Annotated in this window: 23 protein-coding genes; 8 read left to right on the plus strand and 15 right to left on the minus strand. The window is 49.7% G+C overall.

Going from position 1 to position 22,101, the window contains the following annotated elements; all coding sequences use genetic code 11:
* Positions 1-18: 18 nt before the first annotated feature.
* Together FZD51_RS09270 and FZD51_RS09275 are read right to left on the minus strand one after the other, a co-directional pair.
* A complete protein-coding gene (locus tag FZD51_RS09270; protein WP_148974497.1) occupies positions 19-708 on the minus strand; it encodes a CoA transferase subunit A in 690 nt (229 codons plus the stop codon).
* 63 nt (positions 709-771) lie between these two features.
* Positions 772-1,959, minus strand: coding sequence for an acetyl-CoA C-acetyltransferase (locus FZD51_RS09275; protein WP_148974498.1), 1,188 nt, complete (start codon positions 1,957-1,959; stop codon positions 772-774).
* 180 nt (positions 1,960-2,139) lie between these two features.
* On the opposite strand from FZD51_RS09275, the gene FZD51_RS09280 reads away from it, so the two are divergent.
* From FZD51_RS09280 to FZD51_RS09285, 3 genes are all read left to right on the plus strand, one after another.
* Positions 2,140-3,066: a hydroxymethylglutaryl-CoA lyase gene (locus tag FZD51_RS09280; RefSeq protein ID WP_148974499.1), complete on the plus strand. Its 927-nt coding sequence runs from the start codon at positions 2,140-2,142 to the stop codon at positions 3,064-3,066.
* A 74-nt stretch (positions 3,067-3,140) separates the two neighbouring features.
* Positions 3,141-3,272: a hypothetical protein gene (locus tag FZD51_RS26570; RefSeq protein WP_009794737.1), complete on the plus strand. Its 132-nt coding sequence runs from the start codon at positions 3,141-3,143 to the stop codon at positions 3,270-3,272.
* Between the two features lie 152 nt (positions 3,273-3,424).
* The gene (locus FZD51_RS09285; protein ID WP_148974500.1) at positions 3,425-4,357 is read left to right on the plus strand and encodes an alpha/beta hydrolase; all 933 of its coding nucleotides are present in this window, start codon (positions 3,425-3,427) and stop codon (positions 4,355-4,357) included.
* Between the two features lie 68 nt (positions 4,358-4,425).
* Here FZD51_RS09285 and FZD51_RS09290 read toward each other — a convergent pair whose 3' ends face one another.
* The 5 genes from FZD51_RS09290 to FZD51_RS09305 all read right to left on the minus strand — a co-directional run bounded on the left by FZD51_RS09290 (position 4,426) and on the right by FZD51_RS09305 (position 7,464).
* Positions 4,426-4,974, minus strand: a complete 549-nt coding sequence (locus FZD51_RS09290; protein WP_148974501.1) for a hypothetical protein — start codon at positions 4,972-4,974, stop codon at positions 4,426-4,428.
* 197 nt (positions 4,975-5,171) lie between these two features.
* On the minus strand, positions 5,172-5,498 hold the full coding sequence (locus FZD51_RS09295) for an iron-sulfur cluster biosynthesis family protein (protein ID WP_148974582.1): 327 nt from the start codon (positions 5,496-5,498) through the stop codon (positions 5,172-5,174).
* A 144-nt stretch (positions 5,499-5,642) separates the two neighbouring features.
* Complete coding sequence (locus tag FZD51_RS26100) at positions 5,643-5,795, minus strand: hypothetical protein (protein WP_187445687.1); 153 nt, start codon at positions 5,793-5,795, stop codon at positions 5,643-5,645.
* Between the two features lie 61 nt (positions 5,796-5,856).
* Positions 5,857-6,192 carry a YolD-like family protein gene (locus tag FZD51_RS09300; RefSeq protein WP_148974502.1) on the minus strand — a complete coding sequence of 112 codons (336 nt, stop codon included), beginning with the start codon at positions 6,190-6,192 and terminating at the stop codon, positions 5,857-5,859.
* Positions 6,193-6,204: 12 nt separating this feature from the next.
* Positions 6,205-7,464 (minus strand): Y-family DNA polymerase, encoded by a 1,260-nt coding sequence (locus FZD51_RS09305; RefSeq protein ID WP_148974503.1) that lies wholly within the window; start codon positions 7,462-7,464, stop codon positions 6,205-6,207.
* A gap of 271 nt (positions 7,465-7,735) precedes the next feature.
* On the opposite strand from FZD51_RS09305, the gene FZD51_RS09310 reads away from it, so the two are divergent.
* The gene (locus FZD51_RS09310; RefSeq protein ID WP_148974504.1) at positions 7,736-7,942 is read left to right on the plus strand and encodes a YqzH family protein; all 207 of its coding nucleotides are present in this window, start codon (positions 7,736-7,738) and stop codon (positions 7,940-7,942) included.
* 177 nt (positions 7,943-8,119) lie between these two features.
* On the opposite strand, the gene FZD51_RS09315 is transcribed toward FZD51_RS09310, so the two are convergent.
* Positions 8,120-8,914 (minus strand): SDR family NAD(P)-dependent oxidoreductase, encoded by a 795-nt coding sequence (locus FZD51_RS09315; protein ID WP_148974583.1) that lies wholly within the window; start codon positions 8,912-8,914, stop codon positions 8,120-8,122.
* A gap of 12 nt (positions 8,915-8,926) precedes the next feature.
* On the minus strand, positions 8,927-9,892 hold the full coding sequence (locus tag FZD51_RS09320) for an MBL fold metallo-hydrolase (protein ID WP_148974505.1): 966 nt from the start codon (positions 9,890-9,892) through the stop codon (positions 8,927-8,929).
* A gap of 580 nt (positions 9,893-10,472) precedes the next feature.
* On the opposite strand from FZD51_RS09320, the gene proC reads away from it, so the two are divergent.
* The 3 genes from proC to namA all read left to right on the plus strand — a co-directional run bounded on the left by proC (position 10,473) and on the right by namA (position 13,616).
* The gene (gene proC / locus FZD51_RS09325; protein ID WP_148974506.1) at positions 10,473-11,318 is read left to right on the plus strand and encodes a pyrroline-5-carboxylate reductase; all 846 of its coding nucleotides are present in this window, start codon (positions 10,473-10,475) and stop codon (positions 11,316-11,318) included.
* Positions 11,319-11,373: 55 nt separating this feature from the next.
* A complete protein-coding gene (locus FZD51_RS09330) occupies positions 11,374-12,516 on the plus strand; it encodes a glycosyltransferase family 2 protein (protein ID WP_148974507.1) in 1,143 nt (380 codons plus the stop codon).
* 83 nt (positions 12,517-12,599) lie between these two features.
* Positions 12,600-13,616, plus strand: a complete 1,017-nt coding sequence (namA, locus tag FZD51_RS09335) for an NADPH dehydrogenase NamA (protein ID WP_148974508.1) — start codon at positions 12,600-12,602, stop codon at positions 13,614-13,616.
* A 139-nt stretch (positions 13,617-13,755) separates the two neighbouring features.
* On the opposite strand, the gene FZD51_RS09340 is transcribed toward namA, so the two are convergent.
* Positions 13,756-14,301 carry a histidine phosphatase family protein gene (locus FZD51_RS09340; RefSeq protein ID WP_148974509.1) on the minus strand — a complete coding sequence of 182 codons (546 nt, stop codon included), beginning with the start codon at positions 14,299-14,301 and terminating at the stop codon, positions 13,756-13,758.
* Between the two features lie 12 nt (positions 14,302-14,313).
* On the minus strand, positions 14,314-15,240 hold the full coding sequence (gene rnz / locus FZD51_RS09345; protein WP_148974510.1) for a ribonuclease Z: 927 nt from the start codon (positions 15,238-15,240) through the stop codon (positions 14,314-14,316).
* A 425-nt stretch (positions 15,241-15,665) separates the two neighbouring features.
* Here rnz and zwf point away from each other — a divergent pair, with 425 nt between their 5' ends.
* Positions 15,666-17,168: a glucose-6-phosphate dehydrogenase gene (gene zwf, locus FZD51_RS09350; protein WP_148974511.1), complete on the plus strand. Its 1,503-nt coding sequence runs from the start codon at positions 15,666-15,668 to the stop codon at positions 17,166-17,168.
* Positions 17,169-17,250: 82 nt separating this feature from the next.
* Here zwf and gndA read toward each other — a convergent pair whose 3' ends face one another.
* The 4 genes from gndA to FZD51_RS09370 form a co-directional block, all read right to left on the minus strand.
* Positions 17,251-18,657 carry an NADP-dependent phosphogluconate dehydrogenase gene (gene gndA, locus FZD51_RS09355; protein ID WP_148974512.1) on the minus strand — a complete coding sequence of 469 codons (1,407 nt, stop codon included), beginning with the start codon at positions 18,655-18,657 and terminating at the stop codon, positions 17,251-17,253.
* Positions 18,658-18,819: 162 nt separating this feature from the next.
* Positions 18,820-20,118, minus strand: coding sequence for a DNA polymerase IV (locus FZD51_RS09360; RefSeq protein ID WP_148974513.1), 1,299 nt, complete (start codon positions 20,116-20,118; stop codon positions 18,820-18,822).
* 207 nt (positions 20,119-20,325) lie between these two features.
* Entirely contained in the window at positions 20,326-20,805 is a 480-nt protein-coding gene (locus FZD51_RS09365) for a chemotaxis protein CheW (protein WP_148974514.1), read from the minus strand.
* A 154-nt stretch (positions 20,806-20,959) separates the two neighbouring features.
* Positions 20,960-22,081: a M20/M25/M40 family metallo-hydrolase gene (locus FZD51_RS09370; protein WP_148974584.1), complete on the minus strand. Its 1,122-nt coding sequence runs from the start codon at positions 22,079-22,081 to the stop codon at positions 20,960-20,962.
* Between the last annotated feature and the right edge of the window lie 20 nt (positions 22,082-22,101).

Below are 22,101 nucleotides of genomic sequence, written 5' to 3' on the forward strand. Positions count from 1 at the left end.
GCTCCTTTCTCTCCTTAATTATGATTTGACAGTCAGCCGCTCAATCCGCTTTTCCTGGCTGCCTTTAATAAGGCTTTGCACATAAATGCTCGGCGTGTGGATGTTTTCCGGCTCAAGCCCGCCAGTCTCTACAAGGTTCTCCACTTCCGCTATGGTTGTTTTCCCTGCGGCTGCGATCATAGGATTGAAATTCCTCGCCGTTTTCCGGTATACGAGATTCCCCATACGGTCCCCTTTCCAGGCGCGGACAAGGCTGAAGTCTGCGGCAAGCGCCTCTTCAAGCAGATATTCCTTTCCGTTGAAGATCCTGGTCTCCTTTCCTTCCGCAATCGGGGTTCCAACTCCGGCAGGTGTATAAAATGCCGGAATGCCGGCCCCGCCGGCGCGGATTTTCTCAGCAAGCGTTCCCTGCGGCAGCAGTTCGACTTCAATTTCACCTGATAGCACCTGGCGCTCAAATTCCTTATTTTCGCCCACATAAGATCCGACCATTTTTTTGATCTGCTTGTTTTTTAACAGAAGGCCAAGACCCCAATCGTCCACTCCGCAGTTATTGGAGATAACGGTCAGATCCTTCACCCCTTTTTCCACGAGGGCAAGTATTAGATTCTCAGGAATGCCGCAAAGTCCGAAGCCGCCCACCATCAGTACCGCTCCGTCCTGGATGCCGGCAACTGCTTCCTGGAAGGATGTATGTATTGTTTTCATCGTTTCTCTCCTCTCATATTTTTCTTTTTTTGCTGTTCTTCCCCTCAGTGCAGGCAGGCTGGACTAGGCAAGCTCAACCACTGTCGCTACTCCCTGGCCGCCGCCGATGCATAGTGCTGCCAGCCCTTTCTCTGCATTACGCTTCTTCATTTCATGCAGGAGCGTAACAAGGACCCTTGCACCGCTGGCGCCAATCGGGTGGCCAAGTGCGATAGCCCCGCCGTTTACGTTCAAAATTTCATTGTTGAAGCCGAGCTCTTTTCCTACTGCAAGCGATTGAGCGGCAAAAGCCTCATTTGCTTCGATCAAATCCAGCTCTTCCATTGAAACTCCTGCCTTCTCCAGCACCTTCTTGACCGCCGGCACCGGTCCGATTCCCATGATGCTCGGATCTACGCCGGCACTTGCGTTCGCTTTGATGACAGCAATCGGCTGGACCCCGAGCTCTTCCGCCTTTGCCCTGCTCATCACAACAAGGGCGGCTGCACCGTCATTAATGCCCGATGCATTTCCGGCAGTAACAGAGCCATCCTTTTTGAAGGCCGGCCTCAAGCCTGCAAGCTTTTCGGCTGTCGTCCCTTTTTTCAAATATTCGTCGCTGTCAAAGATGACCGGATCCCCTTTGCGCTGAGGAATTTCGACAGGCACAATTTCATCCTTGAAGCGCCCGGCCTCTTGTGCTTTCTGCGCTTTTTCCTGGCTCCATGCTGCAAATGTGTCCTGCTCTTCCCTGCTGAGGCCATACTGCGAGCAGAGGTTTTCCGCTGTCATGCCCATATGGTAGTCATTGAATGCACACCACAGCCCGTCAGAGACCATGCTGTCCACCAGCTTCTGATCGCCCATCTTAAATCCATCGCGGGCGCCTTTCAGCAAGTAAGGGGCCTGGCTCATATTTTCCATGCCGCCTGCAACGACGACTTCTGCATCCCCTGCCAGAATCGCCTGATAGGCAAGATGCACTGCCTTCAAGCCGGAGCCGCAGACTTTATTGATCGTCATGGAGGAAACGCTTTCAGGAATCCCCGCCAAAATAGCTGCCTGCCTTGCCGGATTCTGGCCCAGCCCCGCCTGCAGCACGTTTCCCATGATAACTTCATCCACCTGCCCTGCCTCTAGCCCTGCTTTTTCCAATGCACCCTTTATGGCAGCTGCCCCAAGCGCCGGAGCCGAAACTCCCTTCAGGCTCCCGTTAAAGCTCCCGATTCCCGTCCTTACTGCACTTGCTATTACGATGTCTGTCTGCTTCAAGCTATTCACCCTTTCTAACTGCAATATGTATTAGTTCGAGCCAAAAATGAGAAATTCCTTTTATTTTGTCAAAATTTCTATTATTCTTGCTTTTTATTTTTCTTTTCTCCTACAATATAAGAAAGCCCTTTCATTAATCTTGCAATCTACAAATAAAAATATGTTGTCAGGAGTGAAATCATGACCCTCTGCCTGCCAAAGAAAGCGACCATCATAGAAGTAGGCCCGCGCGACGGGCTCCAAAATGAAAAAACGTTCATTCCAACCCCTGTTAAAAAGGAATTCATATCCGCGCTGAAAAAAGCCGGCTTTGCCGAGATGGAGCTTACCTCCTTCGTCTCACCTAAATGGGTGCCGCAAATGGCGGATGCAGCTGAAATTGCCGCCAGTTCCATTGGATCAGGTGTGCGCGATTTTGTCCTTGCCCCCAACAGGAAGGGGATTGAGCGCGCCTATATGACCGGCTGCCGCGCGATTGCTGTCTTCGTTGGGGTAAGCGACAGCTTCAACAAAAAAAATATCAACAAAACAACAGCGGAAAGCATGGAGGACGTCCTGCCGCTGGTCAGGGAATTGAAGGAAAAAGGCTACTTTGTGCGCGCCTGCATCTCGACCAGCTTCTACTGCCCTTATGAAGGAAAAATAGAGGAAGACAGGACTGTGGAGCTTTGCCGCCAATTTACTCTCGCCGGGGCAGATGAGCTGAGCGTGGCCGATACGATCGGCATGGCTGCCCCGCATGAGGCATACTCCCTGTTCAGCAGGCTGAAGCACGAATTTCCGGATGTTTTGCTGACAGCGCATTTCCATGACACAAGGAAAATGGCTTTGACGAATATCTTTGCCGCTCTCCAGGCAGGGATCGACCGCTTCGACAGCTCTGCAGGCGGCCTTGGCGGCTGTCCGTTCGCTCCAGGCGCGGCAGGTAATGCGGCAACCGAGGATGTTGTGAACATGCTTGAACGGATGGGAATCAGCACAGGCATCAATTTGGACCTCCTTATGGATGCCGTCGATATTGTACAGCCCCATCTCAGCCGGCCGATTGAAAGCGCCATTTACCAGCTGTATGTGGGAGAGGCATCCAGGGAACAAGCAGGTTCATAATCCTGTTTGATCTGCATAACTTCCGTCTTTGTGAGCACTTTAAGAACTAATGCTGAATCAAAGGAGGAATCATCATGAGCCAGAAGCGGGACAAAGGGAACAGCCAGAAAGGCAAGCCTGCAAGCGATACTGTCAATCATACGATTGCGGCTGAAGAGCTGGAAAAAGCCATTCACCCGGCAAGGGGCCAGAATTCTCCGCAATAGCCGTTCAGCAGCCGCGATTGCCGCGGCTGTTTTTCGTTCACAGAACAGAAATTTTCTTCAGGAAGAAAACGATGATTTTCGGTCCGTTTTCATTTCGAAGAGCATCTGCTAATGGTAAAATAAAGAAAAAACCTTATTTTGGAGGGATCGTCTTGAGAAAGGCATTCCGTTACCTTTTTTCACTGCTTGTCTTTTTAACCTCGATCGGTGTGTATTTTACCAATCGGATCATGTATATGAAGAAAAAGGATGACAGCTTTATCCTCACCAGGGAAACTGAAGCCGGAAGGGTAGATCCTCTTTCCTTCAGCAGCCTTGCAAAAAAGGAGGTTTTGATCCCATCCCCTTTTGGTTACTCCCTGAAGGCGGTTCTCGCAGAGCCGCACCCTTCGAACAAATACATTATCATCTGCCACGGAGTGACAGAAAATAAAACAAACAGCATTAAGTATATGAATCTGTTCCTCAACCGCGGATTCAATGCCCTGATCTATGACCACCGCCGGCATGGAGAATCCGGCGGCAAGACGACGAGTTATGGGCATTATGAAAAATTCGACCTTCAGGCCGTTGTCCAGTGGCTGAAAAAAGAGAAAGGCGATGACCTGCTCCTGGGGATCCACGGCGAATCGATGGGAGCGGCCACCATGCTGCTGTATGCCGGAATGCTGGAGGATGGAGCCGATTTTTATATAGCCGACTGTCCGTTCTCGGATTTCAGGGAGCAGCTTTCTTACCGGCTGAAAACAGAAATGAAGCTGCCGCCACAGCTGGTTCTTCCGGTGGCAGACATTTTCCTGCGCCTAAGGGAAAAATATTCGCTGAACGAAGTATCCCCCATCGCTGTTATCGACCAGATCAAAAAGCCGGTGCTGTTCATCCACAGCACAAAGGATGATTTTATCCTGCCCACCATGACAGAGGCCCTTTTCCTGCGCAAGCCCGGCCCGAAAAAACTGTTTCTTGCCATGAACGGGGTCCATGCCCAGTCCTTGAATGAAAACCGCAATGACTATGAGAAAGCCATCGATGAATTTCTTGAAGACTATATTTTTAAAAAGGGGCCGATGGCTGCCGGTTCTTAAACAGATAGGGAGGAGGCTTTGTGAAAGCCTCCTCCCTTTATGCTCCCGCAGCATAGCAGCCGCCGTCACTATCTGTTTTTCTGCTGGCTGATGGCCTTCCCTTCGACAGACAGGCCCCTCACGAGTTCAAACTCACCGGCCGCAAAATAAAAGCGCCCCTCTTCCGTTTCAATCAGCTTCGCCGGCTGGAATAAATCCTTCTTTCCCGCTTCCACTGCTGTTATATCATTGTTCAGGATCCGCCCAAACACGATCGGCACTTTATGCTTCAAATTGCCTTCTGTGTCATACTGATAGAAGGTTTCCGGATAGACCGTCATATGATTGTTCTGCTCATATTCCCAATGGTTATGGCCCGCGTTCTTCCAGCCGGCTTTCTTGCTTTCCTGCAGATAGGCGGCGGCAACTGCCTGCACCTTTTCCGCCCCATTGTCCGCTTCCCGCTCCTGCTCTGTCAGATACAAAACAACCGTGCCGCCCTTCACCTTTTCTTTATGTATCACCTTTTGGACATTGAAAGGCACTTCTGTGCTCATCGCTTCCTCGAAGGTTTTAGGCTGGCATGCTGCAAGGAAGATGGCCGCCAGCATGATCCATAAGCCTGCCTTTTTCTTCATTCTCCCGCCCCCTTTAGCATCTCTTTTAACATTAAATGAAGGAACAGCCTGTCACATGCGCCAAGGTGCGCTATGGTTCTCTAGCCTTATCTGTCTTTTTTGAAACCTGAATTGATAAAAAATTCCATTTACCTATTTCTCCGGCCCCCTGTTTAAGTTGAGACGCCAAAAAAAAACAGACCGCATTGCGGCCTGCCTCAGGAAATCTTATTAATGAAGCTCATTCTCGGATTCAAGTATTGATTCGGGCTTTTCAGCTGAAAACAATTGGCTTGATCGGAATAATCGATTGTCATGCTTTCATCGAAAAAGACTTCTTTTGAATTTTCTATATAGATGCTGCCGCCATCGGTGCTGATTTCCCTGTCTCCGGAATCCACTCCATCCACCAGCCATAAGGCGCTTACGCCGCTGACAACACAGCCGCAGCCTTCTGTATCATATTTTAATTTTAAATAGCCTTCTTTTCCGGCTGTTTTTTCTTTGAGCTTTTCCTGTGCTGTTCTAGTGACTGCAATTTTCATGGGAAAATCACCTGCTTTCGTTTCATAATCCCATTCTAGCATAAAGCAGGCATTCCACCTTTTCATGTGCTCAGCACTTCCGCCCTGCTGGACAAGCCGGCCCGCCTGTATGGGAATAACCCGGCAGGTGACAGCTCTGCCGGATCAGGGCTGGCTTTTCCCGGCATCAGCCGGGCGGGGCTGGTCTTTCTGCTCTATACCGTTAAGCGAATGGCGGTTATATTTCCCTTTGTCCGCCCCCGCTCCCGGAGCAATATTGGACATCGGCAGCTGCTCAAGCTCTTTGCCTCTTGGCATAAGAAACACCTCCTGCCTTTAAGGTGCTCCCCCTGCGCAAATCCATTCTCTTTTCCTGCTGCTATTCCCCGGCGGCCCTGACATCGGCAACCGCGTTCAGCGGGATGCGGTGGACCTCGCCAAAATGGTCTATGACATGAAGCTTTTGGCCGATTTCATCCCAATAGTGGATGTTTCCGATTACGAGTTCATGGCGGTGACTCCGAAAGTGGGTGATGGCGACCGCCTGGCCGAACTCCATCGCTTCGGCAAGTGTCTCATTCATCTGTTCAAGCTGCTGCTCATCCAGTTCCTTCGGCTTTTCATAGGTGTCCTCTTTCGCCCAGTCCCGGAGCAGCTTTACATGCTCCGGCAGCATCATCGACGTCCATTTTATCCTTCCCCTGTCCCGGATCATATCTCTGCCTCCTTACATTTTATGGCCACCGACCAGTGTGGCCCGATGCTTGGCTGTCCCTGCCGCAGTATATGATATCGCCCGCAGCAGCGCACCGGATCCGAAACGGCGGCGGATGCTGTCGACGGTGTATCCGAGCTCCCGGCTTTTCCAGCTGTTCAGGTCAAAAAGACTGAGCTGGAATTCATGGTCATCCACAATATTGCCAAGGGCCATTGAAATTTTCCTGACCGTCTTCCCAGAGTAATTTTCCTGAAAAAGTTCCAGGCAGACCCGGTAAATATCCATGGTGACATTGGTCGGCTGATTAATGGTGCGCGACCGGTAGAAGCCCCCTCCGAATTCATCCTGGCTGTATCCGACGCCAAAGCTGACTGTCCTTCCCGCCTTGCGGTGGTTTCTGGCCCTTCTTGCCAGCTCTTCGCACATTTCAAGGATCACCTGCCTGATTTCCCCTTCATCCTTGTAGTCGCGCAGCAGGATCTGGCTTTTCCCAAAACTGATCTGCCCCTCCATGATCGGCGCGCCGATGTCGGAAAGATCAACGCCCCAGGCATGATGGTAAAGCTGATTCCCCATGATCCCGAATTTCTTTTCCAATGCTTCCAGATCATAGCGGGCCAGCTGCCCTACAGTGAAAATGCCCATCCCGTTCAGGGTCTTCTCCACCCTTCTTCCGATGCCCCACATGTCCCTCAGGGGCGAAACCTTCCAGAGCTTCTCCTTGACATCATCGTATGTCCATTCGGCAATCCCCTTCTGCTTCGCCTCAAGATCAAGGCACAGCTTGGAGAGCAGCATATTAGGGCCGATGCCGATGGCACAGGGCAGCTGGAACTCCCTTTCAATATCATCCTTGATTTTCTCGGCAATGGTATAGGCGCCTCCCCAAAGCTTTGCAGCTCCGTCAACTTTGATGAAGCTTTCATCCACACTGTAAGTATGGATGCTTTCCTTCGGGACATAGCGGTGGAATACACGTGTAATCTCGGTGGAAATTCTCAGATAGGTGGCCATTTTCGGTTCTACCACAATAATGCGGGGATCTTTCGGGATTTCAAAATAGCGGGTACCGGTCTTGACGCCAAATTCCTTTTTCATCCGCGGGGAGGCGGCGAGGACGATGCTCCCTTTCCGTTTTTTATCACCTACTACAGCAAGATAGCATTCAAGCGGGTCGAGGCCCTCCATCACAGCGGAACAGCTTGCATAAAAGCTTTTCATATCCACACATAAAATTTGGTTGTTCGGCATCGTGCTGTAATCGATCATTTCTTTTCTCTCCCTTGGCGCTTGGCTGCATTCCTCTTAGCGGTTTATCAGCTTTCACTTCAGATGCTAAAAAAAGAACATCTGTTCTAATTCATTATACCCACTATATTAAGCGAATATGCGTTCGCATTCAATGGAAATTTTACGACGAATTTCTTTATTACGGTTTGCCTGCCAGCAGATATGCTGTTTTTCCAGAGTTTCGCTGCCGGCAGGCCGGGCTTCCATTGGCGGAAAGATTGGCTATAATGGCGATGAGGGAGGAATCTCGATGGACAGAAAATTGATATACAAAATGGCGGCCGGCTGCCTTGGCCAGTACGGCTTTGACGGCAGCTTGATCAAGCCCGGCAGCAGGGAATTTGAAGAGCTTTACAGGAGTATTGAGGAGAAGAAAAAGGAAGATGCAGAAGCCGATCTGCACGAAATAGTCGAAGATGCGGTTTATGGATTTGTCACCGGGTCTCCTTACTTTTGAGAAAAGAAAGAAATGAAAAACAAACAGGACCCTCTGCTGGAGGGCCCTGTTTGTTTCGCGAAAGGCGGAATTTTGACTTTTATTAGCAGCCTTTTCAGTTTATTAGCAGCTTTCCGGTTTTATTAGCAACTCTGCAAAACTGGAGGCACTGCTACATTCCCTCCCAAAAAACCGCACTCATTTTTTATTGAATGCCCGCCGGCCGGCCTTTTCAAAAAGGCGCGGGAAAAGGGCATAGATGGTGCTGCCGGCATTCATCCAGCGCGGGAGATTGATTTCCCTCCGGCCCGTCAGCATGCTGTCCACCACTTTTTCTGCCACATAGCGCGGCTGCAGCATAAAACGCTGGACATTTTTCACGTACGTCCCTTTTTCATCTGCAATATTAAAGAAATTAGTGCTGATCGGGCCAGGATTGACTGTCGTTACATGCACCCCCAGATCGGCAAGCTCCATCCGGAGGCTGTTCGAGTAGCCCAAAACTGCGTGCTTTGTGGCAGAATATACGCTCGATTTTGGCGTAGCGATCTTCCCTGCCTGGGATGCGATGTTGATGATATGCCCGCTCTCCCTGCTTCTCATAGAAGGCAGGACCATGCTTGTGCAGGCCATCAGCCCGATGACATTCACATCGAACATTCCCTTTATTTCCTCGATCGGCGCTTCGTGCGCTTCCCGGAAAACCCCGAAACCGGCATTGTTCACGAGTACATCAACATGTCCCCATTCGCCCAGGATCCGGGCGAAAACAGACTGGACCGCCTCTGTATCAGAAACATCCAGCCGGTCTGTATTTACTTCAGCGCCATAGCGGGTTCCAAGGGCACCGGCGATCTCCTCCAGCTTTTCCTGATTCCGCGCCAAAAGCCACAGCCTCGCCCCTCTTTCCGCGCAAAGGGCAGCCATTTCCGCTCCGATGCCTCCTGATGCCCCGGTGATGACAATATTTTTTCCTCTAAGACGTCCTGACAGCAAAAAACCACCTCATTCAGCTATTGTATAAAAGAAGGCGCCGTCTTCCTCCTTAATAACAATTTCCCCTAACGACTCCAAATAGTCAAGCTGGGCTACTGTCTCCGAGAGAGTCAGGGTAAACTCCCGCTCATAAACGGCCGGGAACAGCCTCTGGCATACTTGGAAGGCAGTAAGCGGCCCTTCCTCCAGCCATCCTTTGACCTGCATTGCGCGGTCATGCTGGCGGCCGAGCCTCTTTTCAATCAGCGGGGGAACTTCGCTCACTTCAGGTCCATGTCCCGAATACACAAGGCTGATAGGAATCTTCAGCAGCTTTTTCAGTGACTCATTATATTGAAGCATCGGCTTTGGACGTTCTGTTTCTCCAGAAAGCGGGGGCTCGAGGAGGGGATTTGGAGAAATCCTGGCAAGCAGATGGTCCCCTCCGATGTAAGTGCCATCCTTTTCGCGGTACAGGCCTATATGGCTTTGTGCATGCCCCGGAGTTTCCACCACACTCCAGCCCGGCAGGCCTGGCGGTTCATCGCCTTCGCAGATCGAGCCGGTAAGAGAGCGGCTGCAGGAAAATCTAAGCGTTTTCTTCATCAGGGCAATGAATGGCAAATAAGCATCCGGAATGCCAAATTCGCGGAAAAGCCCCCTGTAAAATCGGTCATGCATATCAAAGAAGGCCTCTGTCCTGTTCAGCCAGCGTTCATTTGCAGAATGTCCGTAAACCTCGAGTTCAGGGGAAAAATAATCAAGCAGGCCGGCATGGTCGGGATGGTGATGGGTGAGGATCACCTGTTCAATATCCTGCGGCTTCAGCTTCAGCTCCTGCAGCTGATGATTCAGTGCTTCCCATGCTTCTTTTGTTTTCGGGCCGGCGTCCACCAAAGTCAGCCTGTCGCCTTTAATCAGGTAAACATTCACATCTCCCACCGGAAAAGGGGTGGGGATAACTAATTTCGCGATATCATTCTTCCATTCAGCCATTTTTCTTAACTCCTTGAAATTATATTTAAATAAAGTAATGGATATAAAAACACCGGCTTCTCCAGCAGCACCATCATTTCAGCGGAAAATAAACAGAGCTGCTGCCGGAAAAACACAGCTTCTATGTATACTTTGGAGAATCCGCAGGCAGTATATATTTCAAGTTTAACTTTATTATATATAATTGTCATTATTTTCACATAACTTTTCTAGATGGTTTTTTTAAAACACGATGAAAGCCTATTGACAGGGCCGCTCCTTTTCTTGCATAATCACAAAAACATCTTTTTTATAAAGAACGAAGCGTTGAATAGGGCCAGTAAATGGGAAATGGCGAAAGAGAGTGAAGCCCGCCGGCTGAAAGGCTTCACCGCCCGCTTGAACATTGAACCTACCTTATGAGCTGTCAGGAAAACCTGACGTCCCGTCCCGGCGTTAACGGGCGCTAAGCTGCACCAGGCCTGTAACAATGACGGTCCTGGTGAATGAAGGTGGTACCACGGAAGCAAGCCTTTCGTCCTTTACTGGACGGAGGGCTTTTTATTTTTAACGGACCAAAAACAGAAAGGATTTGATCATTATGAAAAAACTGGCGGTCATCGGGGCAGGATCCATGGCGGAAGCCCTGATTGCAGGCATGATAGAAAACGGGCTTGTGAAAGCTGAGCATATTTATGTGACCAATAAAAGCAATGAGGAGCGGCTTGAAAGAATGGCAGGCACTTATGGCGTACACGCCACCCACAGCATGGATGAGGTGCTGACCGGAGCGGAAGCAGTCATCCTGGCCATGAAGCCAAAGGATGCGGCAGAAGCGATGGAGCGGCTTGTTCCTTACCTGAATGAAAGTATGCTGATCATTTCTGTCCTTGCAGGCGTGCCGATGGAGAGCATAGAAAGGCTCTCCCGCCTCAAGCCTGCCATCATAAGGGCCATGCCTAATACATCTGCAGCTGTATGCAAATCGGCCACAGCCCTGGCGGCAAATCTTAAAGCCACCCAGGAACAGGCTGAACTCGCCAGGGAAATTTTCGAGACCGTCGGGACGGCGGTGTTTGTGGAGGAGGACCAGCTGGACGCAGTGACAGGCCTTTCAGGGAGCGGCCCTGCCTATATCTATTATTTGGCGGAAGCAATGGAGAAAAGCGCAGCCGAGGCCGGCCTTGATCAGTCTGTAGCAAAGGAGCTCATCATCCAGACACTGGCAGGCGCAGCGGCCATGCTAGCCCGATCTGATAAAGAGCCGGAAGAGCTGCGGAGGAATGTCACCAGCCCGGGAGGCACCACAGAGGCCGGTATCCGTGTGCTCGACAGCCATGGCGTCCAGGAGGCTTTCATGTTATGCATCAAAGAGGCTGCACTGCAGTCAGGGCGCCTTGGCAAAGCGATTACGGAAGAACTGCGGCAGAAGAATAGCCAAAGTTGAACATCTTCTCCCCTTTCCTTAAAATGGATCCAAACACAGGGAGGGAGTGAAAAAAATGCTGAGCATTCTTCTGGCACTCTGCATGATCATCTGGATATGCGCCATAGCTGATGCGTTTTTGGGACTGCGGAGGCTTGACCGGCTTGAAGATGAAGCAGAGCTGGCTTCCGGCCCCCTTCTGTCGATTGTCACAGCAGCACGAAATGAAGCAGCCGTGATCGAAGAGAGCATCCGCACCCAGCTTGCACAAAATTACACACATCTCGAATGGATCCTTGTTAATGACCGGTCAGAGGATGGCACGGGAGAGATCATGGAAAAGCTGGCCCAGGAAGATGCAAGAATCAGGGTGTTTCATATCCATGACCTGCCTGATGGCTGGCTCGGGAAAAACCATGCCCTCTGCAGAGGAGCAAGAATGGCAAAGGGAGATATAATCCTCTTTACTGATGCCGACGTGATGTTCCGGAAAGATGCCATCGGCAGGGCCCTTGCCTATTTCAGCCGCCAGGGTCTTGATCATCTTACTGCAGCCCCGGCTTTAAAAGCACACAGCTTCTGGCTCAAAGCGTTCATCGGCTTTTTCCTTTTCGGGTTTTCCTATTATAAACGCCCCTGGCAGGCCAACAGGCCGGAATCGAAAACGGGGATTGGGATCGGCGCGTTCAACCTTATTTCCAAAAAAGCTTACGAAGATGCCGGCACACATGAATCCATCCGGATGAGGCCGGATGATGACCTGATGCTCGGGATGCTGATGAAGAGGCTCGGGTACAGGCAGAAAATCGCTGCAGCGCTGGAACTGCTTGAAGTCGAATGGTATACAAGCCTGGGAGAAGCATTAAAGGGACTTGAGAAAAATACATTCGCCGGCCTCCATTACCGGATCAGCATGGTGCTTTTGGCCATTGCCGGCACTTTCATTTCCCAGGTGCTTCCTTTCTTTGCCGTTTTTTCGCCGAATCGGCTCGTCATGGGGCTCAGTGCAGCAAACATCGTTCTGCTGGGATGCCTTTATACGATGATTTCAAACCGCATGACCCCCTTTTCGCCCGCCCTTTTTCTCGTTTTTCCGTTAACGGCACTCCTTTTCATATACAGCATCATGCGCGCGAGCTTTTTGACGTTTAAGAGGGGCGGCATCGTCTGGCGGGGTACAAAATACAGCCTGAAGGAGCTCCGCCAAGAAAATAAATAAGCGCGAGCGCTTTCTTTTTCCTTCCCTTCTGCCCCCTGCTATACTAAAAGTGCTTAGCTGCACGAAATAAGAAGGAGGCAATTATGGACACAAAGTTATTTTCTTCATACACAGTGAAAGACGTCACACTAAAAAACCGCATCGTCATGGCGCCGATGTGCATGTATTCCAGCCATAATGAAGATGGCAAAGTAGAAAACTGGCATCTGACCCATTATACAAGCAGGGCTGTCGGACAGGTTGGCCTGATCATTGTAGAAGCGACGGCTGTAACTGCGCAGGGCCGTATTTCTCCCCAGGATCTCGGGATCTGGAGCGATGATCATATCGAGGGGCTGCAGAAGCTGACAGGCATGATGAAGGAGCATGGCACCCGTGCCGGCATCCAGCTTGCGCATGCGGGCAGAAAAGCGGTTATTGAGGGCGAAATCATTGCTCCGTCTGCCGTTGCTTTCAATGAAAAAATGAAAATGCCGAAAGAAATGACAAAAGAAGAGATTAAAGAAACGATCGAAGCCTTTAAGGAAGGCGCTGTCCGTGCTAAGAAAGCAGGATTCGAGGTTATAGAAATCCATGCGGCCCACGGCTATCTGATCAATGAGTTTCTATCTCCCCTATCCAATCTCAGGGAAGATGAATACGGCGGGATTGCAGAAAATCGCTACCGCTTCCTGAGGGAAGTCATCGACAGCATCCAGACTGTTTGGGACGGACCGCTCTTTGTGAGGGTATCAGCGAGCGACTACAACGAAAACGGACTGGATGTTGAGGATTATGTCACGTTCGGGCGCTGGATGAAGGAACAGGGCATCGATCTGATCGATGTAAGCTCCGGTGCACTCGTACCAGCCCGCATTCACGCATATCCCGGCTACCAGGTCAAATTCGCCGAAACCATCAAGAGTGAAGCGGACATCCCGACAGGAGCAGTCGGCCTGATCACATCAGGACTGCAGGCCGAAGAAATCCTGCAAAACGACAGGGCAGACCTCATCTTCATCGCACGTGAGCTGCTCCGCGATCCATATTTCCCAAAAACCGCAGCCAAACAGCTCGGCACCGAAATCGAACCCCCGAAACAATATGATAGAGGGTGGTGAGAAAAGCGGAGGCGACTGTTCTAACAAGGAACGCAGGCTAAATACGCCACGTCCTGTGGCAACGCCTGCATGACCCACATCCTGTGGGCCTCAAGACATAAAAAGAGCGTGCAACCCCCTAAGGCTGCACGCTCTTCTTTTATTCTTCCGCCCAAATCCGCTCAAGAACATGTCCCTCGTCACTGATGGCAATCCTGAAAACATCCGGATTGGACATTTTCATCAGCACATCGAAGCCGCTCTGTTCATCGAAATATCTGAGCATGAGCGTGCTTAAATTTCCATGGCTGCCAAGCAGGATGTGCTCTTCGGGACGCTCAATGGCTTCTTTTAAGAGTGATGCCGCCCTTGCCATCCCCTCTTCCTGGGTTTCTCCGTTTTCAAAGCGCAGTCCGAAATCATCAAAGCTCTGCATAAGCTTATCCTGCCAGTCATCAAAATAGAGGGAACTCAGCACCCTTTCCCCCAGCCGGGAATCAGCGGAAACACCAAGCCCTTTTGACTCCGCAAGCGGCCCGACTGTCTCCAGCGCCCTGGTGAAAGGGCTTGAGTAGATAAAATCAACAGGCTTATCCTTAAAAAACTCCGCAAGCTTCACTGCCTGCTTTCTTCCCTCTTCAGTCAGCCGGGATTCAAACGGCTGGCCTTCGGCTTTTGCATGGCGAACAATATATAGTGTCTTCAAGCTTTCGCCCCCTTACTTATTCACCGGGATATGGAATTCCTTAAAATCCTCTGCTATATCGGCATCTGGAAACACAGTGCGCGCTTCATCGGTGAGCATTGCCCAGTCTGCTCTTTCGTAGCGTGCACTGATATGTGTGAGGCATAATTTCTTTGCGTTAGCCTGTTTCGCTATTTCCGCAGCCTGAACGGTTGTGGAATGGTAATAGTCGCGTGCCATTGTTTCTTCGCCCGCCTGGAAGGTCGCTTCATGGACAAGCAGATCAGCATCTTTGGCAAGTTCAAGGGCGCTTGCGCACATTCTTGTATCACCAAGGATCGTGATGACCCTCCCTTTGATATCCGGACCGAGAAAATCTGCCGGATTCAAAACAGTGCCGTCCGCCAGCGCAGCAGGAATCCCATTTTTGATATCCCTGTAAATCGGACCCGGCATGACTCCCGCTTCCTTCAGCTTATCAGCCTGGAGAGTGCCCGGTTTGTCTTTTTCGATGATCCTGTACCCAAGAGAAGGGATACCATGGTCGAGGAGCTTTGCCTCCACTTTAAAATCTTCATCTTCGAAAATAACGCCCTCTTCTGCCTCAATGATCTTCAGCGGATATTTTAAATAAGTACCGCTCACCGAAAGGCTGATTTTAATATAATCTTTCAGCCCCTTGGGCCCATACACCTCCACCTCTGTCTCGCCTCCCTGGAAGGAGCGGCTTGAGAGAAGTCCGGGAAGCCCGTATATGTGATCGCCATGCATATGGGTTATAAAAATCTTTTCGATTCTCCGGGGCTTCAGTGATGTATGCAGGATTTGATGCTGGGTAGCCTCGCCGCAGTCAAACAGCCAGACAGTCCCCCGCTCCTCCAGAAGCTTCAATGCCATTGAGGTAACATTCCTGAGCTTTGCCGGTATTCCTGCCCCCGTTCCTAAAAATAGTAAATCCACCCGTGCCCCCCCTTTACTCGGTGAAATATGTCCACTTGCCGTTAAATCGCGTTTTTATAATCAACACTATATCATAAATGCCGGCAGAAAGGTCCTCCCCGTCTTCATCCCCATAAAAAACGGATAGTTTCCCGCCCTGCTGCGGAAACTAATCAGGCAGCAGCCAAAGGCAGCGCTTTCGCAGAAGAAAGGCGCATATTATTTGCGATTTCAGTGGATAAGCTATAAAATTTTATACTTGTATGGGTGTTCTTTTAATGGAAGACTTTTTATAGCCTTTGTTTGTGTCAGGGGCTTCATCCGGGTTACCGATCCAGTGAGCGTGCCGGCATAAAAAGAGCTTTTTTAAAGATAAATCCCGCTGCAGGCCTACAGCATAAGAACTTACATATATTGAAATTTTGTTGAAGAGAGGTTTATGTACCGTGAAACAGAATGAAAAACCAACAGGATTAATCATGATTTTCGGAGCTACCGGCGACCTTGCCAATCGTAAACTGTTCCCTTCCCTCTACAGGCTTTTTGAAAAGGGAAATCTTTCAGAGCGTTTTGCTGTCGTCGGAGTTGCAAGAAGACCGCTTTCCAACGAGGAATTTCAGGAAAATGTAAAAAATTCCGTTCAGTCTGCGATAAAGGACAGCACCAGGCTGGATGAGTTTGCATCCCATTTTTACTATCACTCACATGATGTGACTGATTCAAGCTCATATCTAGCTTTAAAGTCAATGGCTGAAGATCTTGATAATACCTACGGCCTCGAAGGCAACCGTATTTTCTATTTAGCCATGGCACCGGAATTCTTCGGCACCATTGCTGTTCATTTGAAGCAGGATGGCCTGACCGAAACCAATGGATTCAAGCGCCTTGTCATAGAAAAGCCGTTCGGCCATGATCTTGAGTCTGCAAAAGAACTGAACAGCCAGATCAGGCATGCTTTTTCCGAAGATGAAATTTACCGTATTGATCATTACCTTGGTAAACAAATGGTCCAGAATATTGAGGTAATCCGTTTTGCCAATGCACTGTTTGAGCCGCTCTGGAACAACCGCCATATTTCCAATATCCAGGTGACATCAAGCGAGGTCCTTGGGGTAGAAGAACGCGGCCGCTATTACGAAAAGAGCGGGGCCCTAAGAGATATGGTTCAGAACCATATGCTGCAAATGGTGGCACTGCTTGCGATGGAGCCGCCGATCCGTTTGACGACCGATGAGATCCGCTCAGAGAAAGTAAAGGTCCTGCGTGCGATGCGTCCGCTTGAGGGAGATATGGTTCACGAACACTTTGTGCGCGGCCAGTATGGCAAAGGCGTGCTTGACGGCGAACAAGTGCCGGGATACCGTGAAGAACCAATGGTTGACAGCGAGTCCAATACCGAAACTTTTGTGGCCGGAAGATTGACTATCGACAACTTCCGCTGGGCCGGCGTCCCAATCTATATCAGGACAGGAAAGAGGATGGCCGTCAAGTCAACGAAGATTGTCATCCAATTCAAGGATATTCCGATGAACCTGTACTATGAAACAGGGCAGACAGTCAATCCGAATCTGCTGATCATCCACATCCAGCCTGATGAAGGGATCACGCTTCACCTTAATGCCAAAAAGTCCGGAAACCAGCTTGAAGCGAATCAAGTCAAGCTGAACTTCTCGAATAAAAGCGGCAGCGGCATAAACACGCCGGAAGCATATGAGAAGCTGCTGTATGACTGCATGAGAGGCGATGCCACAAACTTTACCCATTGGGATGAAGTGGCATTATCCTGGAGCTTCGTGGACAAAATTTCCGAAGTATGGGAAAACCATAAAGCGGAAAACTTCCCCAACTATGAAGCAGGGACAATGGGACCTGAAGAAGCAGACCAGCTGCTTGCAAAAGAAGGATTCTCCTGGTGGCCTGTGGCAGACTTAGACGTTGATAATTGTTAATACAAAAAATCCCTTCGGCTGCCCGGAGGGATTTTTATCATTCAAAAAGCCGCCTCGATTGGCGGCTTTTTGAATGCATGTATTAAATCCAGTTCGTATGGAACGTGCCTTCTTTGTCCGTACGCTGATACGTATGGGCGCCGAAATAATCGCGCTGTGCCTGAAGCAGATTGGCCGGGAGGGTTTCCGTCCGGTAGCTGTCATAATAAGAAAGCGCGGCTGAGAAGCATGGCACCGGTATTCCGTTCTGTACAGCAGAGCTGATGATCTCCCGCAGGGCTGCCTGGTAGCTTTCGGCGATTTCCTTGAAATATGGATCAAGCAGAAGATTTTTAAGACCCGGTTCCCTGTCATAAGCTTCTTTGATTTTCTGCAGGAACTGGGCGCGGATGATGCAGCCTCCGCGGAAAATCATCGCGATATCGCCATATTTCAAGTCCCAGCTGTATTCATCCGATGCAGCCCGCATCTGGGCGAACCCCTGAGCATAGGAACAGATTTTGCTCATATATAAAGCTTTGCGGACAGACTCAATGAATGCTTCCCTGTCTCCTTCAAAGCTCTTCGCTTCAGGTCCTTTCAAAAGTTTGCTCGCGTGGACGCGCTCCTCTTTCATGGCCGAAAGGAAGCGTGCAAAGACGGACTCAGTGATAATCGGAAGCGGGACACCTAAATCAAGGGCACTTTGGCTTGTCCATTTCCCTGTGCCCTTTTGGCCGGCTGTATCGAGGATCACATCCACGAGCGGCTTGCCTGTTTCCTCATCCTTTTTAGTAAAAATATCTGCTGTAATTTCAATCAGATAGCTGTCGAGTTCGCCCTTATTCCAGTCTGCAAAGACGGTGTGCAGCTCTTCCGCCGACAAGCCAAGTACATTTTTAAGAAGGAAATAAGATTCGGAGATCAGCTGCATGTCTCCATACTCGATTCCATTATGGACCATCTTGACATAATGTCCTGCCCCATCCGGGCCTATGTACGTAGTACACGGCTCGCCATTCACTTTTGCAGAAATATCCTTAAAGATCGGTGCGACAAGGTCATAGGCTTCCTTTTGCCCGCCAGGCATGATGGACGGACCTTTCAGTGCACCCTCTTCTCCCCCGGATACCCCGGTTCCGATAAAATGGATGCCTAGCTCGCTGAGCTCTTTATTCCGCCGCTGTGTATCAGCGAAAAAGGTGTTTCCGCCATCTATCAGTATATCGCCTTTTTCCAGGAAAGGCTTAAGCTGTTCGATCGTTGCGTCCGTAGGGCCGCCCGCTTTGACCATCAGCATGATTTTCCGCGGCTTTTCAAGGGAATTGACAAACTCTTCAATAGAGTTGGTTCCTGTAATATTCTTCCCTTCGGATTCTTTAAGCATTTCTTCCGTTTTTTCAGAAGATCTATTGTAGACAGAAACAGCATATCCCCTGCTTTCAATGTTCCAGGCAAGGTTTTTTCCCATTACGGCAAGGCCGATAACTCCTATTTCCTGTTTAGTCATTTTATTCTCCCTTTCTGCTTCTGAAGCTGGTTTCTACTGCCGGCAAGCCGTAACCAAGGAAGGCTGCTAGCAATAATAATGTCTCAAAACGGCAAAAGGAATGCAACTAATCAAACTCGGGCTTTCCCTTCTTAGTTTGACGTTCCATTCCTTTTATAAACATTAATCCTGATCTTTTTGAGCCGGGTGATGGATTGAGCGTTTTCCTGCATCGTGTAGAAAATCCTTATTAAAGCTGGTATCTGTTCCAACTAGAGGTTTATCAGCTCCATCGCCCGCCGCTCCGGCAAGGTCGATTATCTTATCCCCGAATTTGCTCCGCAGATCGGCCAGGGTTTTGAAAAGCGGCTCTTTCCTGGCATCTTTTTCATAAGAAAATAAATCAAGCTGGCGGACAGCCTGGTCCTGCTCCACAAGCTCCTGAGCCGTAACCCCGAGGAGGCGGACGGGATCACCATTCCAATGCTTAATGAACAGCTTCCGGCTGAAAGCAGCCAGATCTTCCTTTAAGCTGATAGGGTTATCCAGCTTCCTGCTCCTCGTTATTGTCTTTCTGTCTTTATAGCGGATGGTGATGCCCAGCGCTGATGCATATACCTTCTTTTTCTTCAGACGGAGGGCTACCTTTTCCGACAGCATATCAAGCACTTTATAGAGCTCCTGCTGATTGGACACATCCCTTGGAAGCGTAGTAGAATTGCCGACACTTTTAAATTCGGCTGCAGACTCCGGGTCTACGGGCCGGCGGTCGATCCCGTTCGCTCTCTCTTTCAGGCGCGGCCCGTTGATGCCAAGCAACCCTTTCAGCTGAAGATCATTAGCTTCAGCAAGGCTGCCAATCGTCTCAATTTGGAGGGTGCGAAGCTTCTCGGCTGTCTTTTTGCCGACTCCATGCATTTCCTCCACAGGCATCGGCCAAAGGATACTTCCTATATCGCGTTTCCGCAGCACGGTGATGCCCATCGGTTTCTTCATATCTGAAGCCATTTTAGCAAGAAATTTATTGGGGGCCACCCCTATGCTGCAGGGCAGATCAAGCTGATCAAGTATCTGCTTCTGGATGCTCCCGGCAATTTCAAGCGGCGCTCCATATTCATAGCTATCTGTAATATCGACATACCCTTCATCGATGGAGACAGGCTCAACAAGCCCGGAATATTGGCCGAGTATATTGAACATTCCCATAGAGGCAGCACGGTACCGTTCAAAATTCGGCGTCATTACGATCAGCTGCGGGCACAGCTTTTTGGCCTCCCATAAGGGCATTGTTGTCCTGACACCGAACTTTCTTGCTTCATAGCTGCAGGTGACGATTATTCCCCTTCGCTCTTCTGCATTTCCGGCAATCGCCAGCGGCTTCCCTTTCAGCTCAGGATTATAGGCCATTTCGACTGAAGCGTAGAAGCTGTTCATATCAACGTGCAAAATGACCCGCCCGTTCTTTGGATATAATTCTCTCATGCCTCAGCACTTCCCTGACTTAATGATAGCTATATTTTATCAAAATTCCGCATCCAAGGCTAAGAAAGCAAAAGGGCCTGCAGCAGCAGGCCCTTCTAAAAATGCGCAAGCGCCTTGGCCGCCCTTAAGGAACAAGGGGGCATCAGGCGCAGCTGCCAGACAGTAATCAAAGTCGAAAAAGATATATACTTACTTTGATAAAAAAAGTCAGACAGCCTCTTCTTTCCTATCTTTCATAAACTCTTTGATTTCGCGGATGCCTTCAAGCGCTTGTACGAGCCTGAGGGGATCGATGATTGTAATAAGCCGGCTTCCTAAGGCTGCAACTCCGCTGAAGTAGGTGGTTTTCTGATAAGCAGCAAGTCCAAGTTCTTTGACAGCTTCTTCTGGCATATCAATAATTTCCTTAGCCTCTGCTACCGAAGCCCCAAGGGAAAGCTCTTCTGTCTGCAGCACAATCATCCTGGCCGCATCAGAATCTGCCTGGCTGCGGTCATAGAGAATATGCTCAAAATCGATGACAGGAATCAATTCTCCCCTTACCCTTGAAATTCCCTTCACATATGCAGGGAGATGAGGTATCGGTGTGATATCCTCAGCCTTTTCGATTGAAATGACATATTCAATCGGTATCGCATATTCTTCTTTGCCTACCTGAAACACAATCATTTTTTTATTCTCTTCCATTGCTTTTGTCCCTCCGTCCGCTAAAAGTCCCTGGCGGCTATGTATATCTATTACAAATATACCATATTTTTTACGATTCCGGGAGCTAACAGTGTAAAATGTACCTCAGGTAAAAAAGAAAAAAGAGAGGACGCGCAGGCCCTCCCGATGATCATTAATTTCCGGATACTTCATTAATGATTGCTACAACCATTTCTCCAAGCTTGTTCAGTTCTTCAACAGGCATGCGTTCATTGGTTGTATGGATTTCCTCATAGCCTACAGCCAGGTTGACTGTCGGGATGCCGAAGCCGGCAATCACATTGGCGTCACTGCCTCCGCCGCTATGGAGAAGCTCACTGCTGCGGCCGATTTTGGCTGCAGCTTTCTTTGCTACTTCCACTACATGATCCCCTTCTCCATATTTGAAGCCTGGGTACATAACCTGGATTTCAACATCGGCTTTTCCGCCCATTTCTTCTGCTGCGCTTTCAAATGCTTCCTTCATCTTGGCTGCCTGCGCTTCCATCTTTTTACCAATAAGGGAACGGGCTTCAGCCAGGATGTCGACACGGTCGCAAACGATATTCGTCTGCTGTCCGCCTTCAAATCTGCCGATATTGGCAGTCGTTTCCTCATCAATGCGTCCAAGCGGCATGCGTGCCACTGCTTTTGCTGCGATGGTGATCGCAGAAACGCCTTTCTCAGGTGCCACACCGGCATGAGCTGTTTTGCCTTGGATGACCGCTTTCACCTTTGCCTGTGTCGGAGCTGCTACAATTATATTCCCAACCTTGCCGTCGCTGTCGAGCGCATAGCCAAACTTTGCCTTCACAAGTGAACGGTCAAGCGCCTTCGCCCCTACCAGCCCTGACTCCTCGCCGGCTGTGATGATGAACTGGATGGTCCCATGCTCAATGTTCTGCTCTTTCAGAACCCTGACGACCTCGAGCATAACCGCAAGCCCGGCTTTATCATCAGCACCTAGGATGGTAGTTCCGTCAGTCACCACATAGCCGTCCTCAATTGATGGCTTGATGCCCTTCCCGGGAACGACAGTATCCATATGGGAAGTGAAGTAAATGGTATCAACGCCCTCTTTTGTGCCTTCAAGCGTGCAAATCAGATTTCCGGCACCATGGCCTGTTTCAGCAGTCGTATCATCCTCAAAAACATCGACTCCAAGATCAGTGAATTTCTTTTTCAGGACTTTGGCAATTTCTGCTTCATGCTTTGTTTCAGAATCCACCTGGACAAGCTCCAGGAATTCATTTAGTAAACGCTCCTGATTGATCATCATTAAAACCTCCAATATGT

This window comes from Bacillus infantis (genome assembly GCF_008180445.1).
In the GTDB taxonomy this organism is placed as follows: domain Bacteria; phylum Bacillota; class Bacilli; order Bacillales; family Cytobacillaceae; genus Bacillus_AB; species Bacillus_AB infantis_B.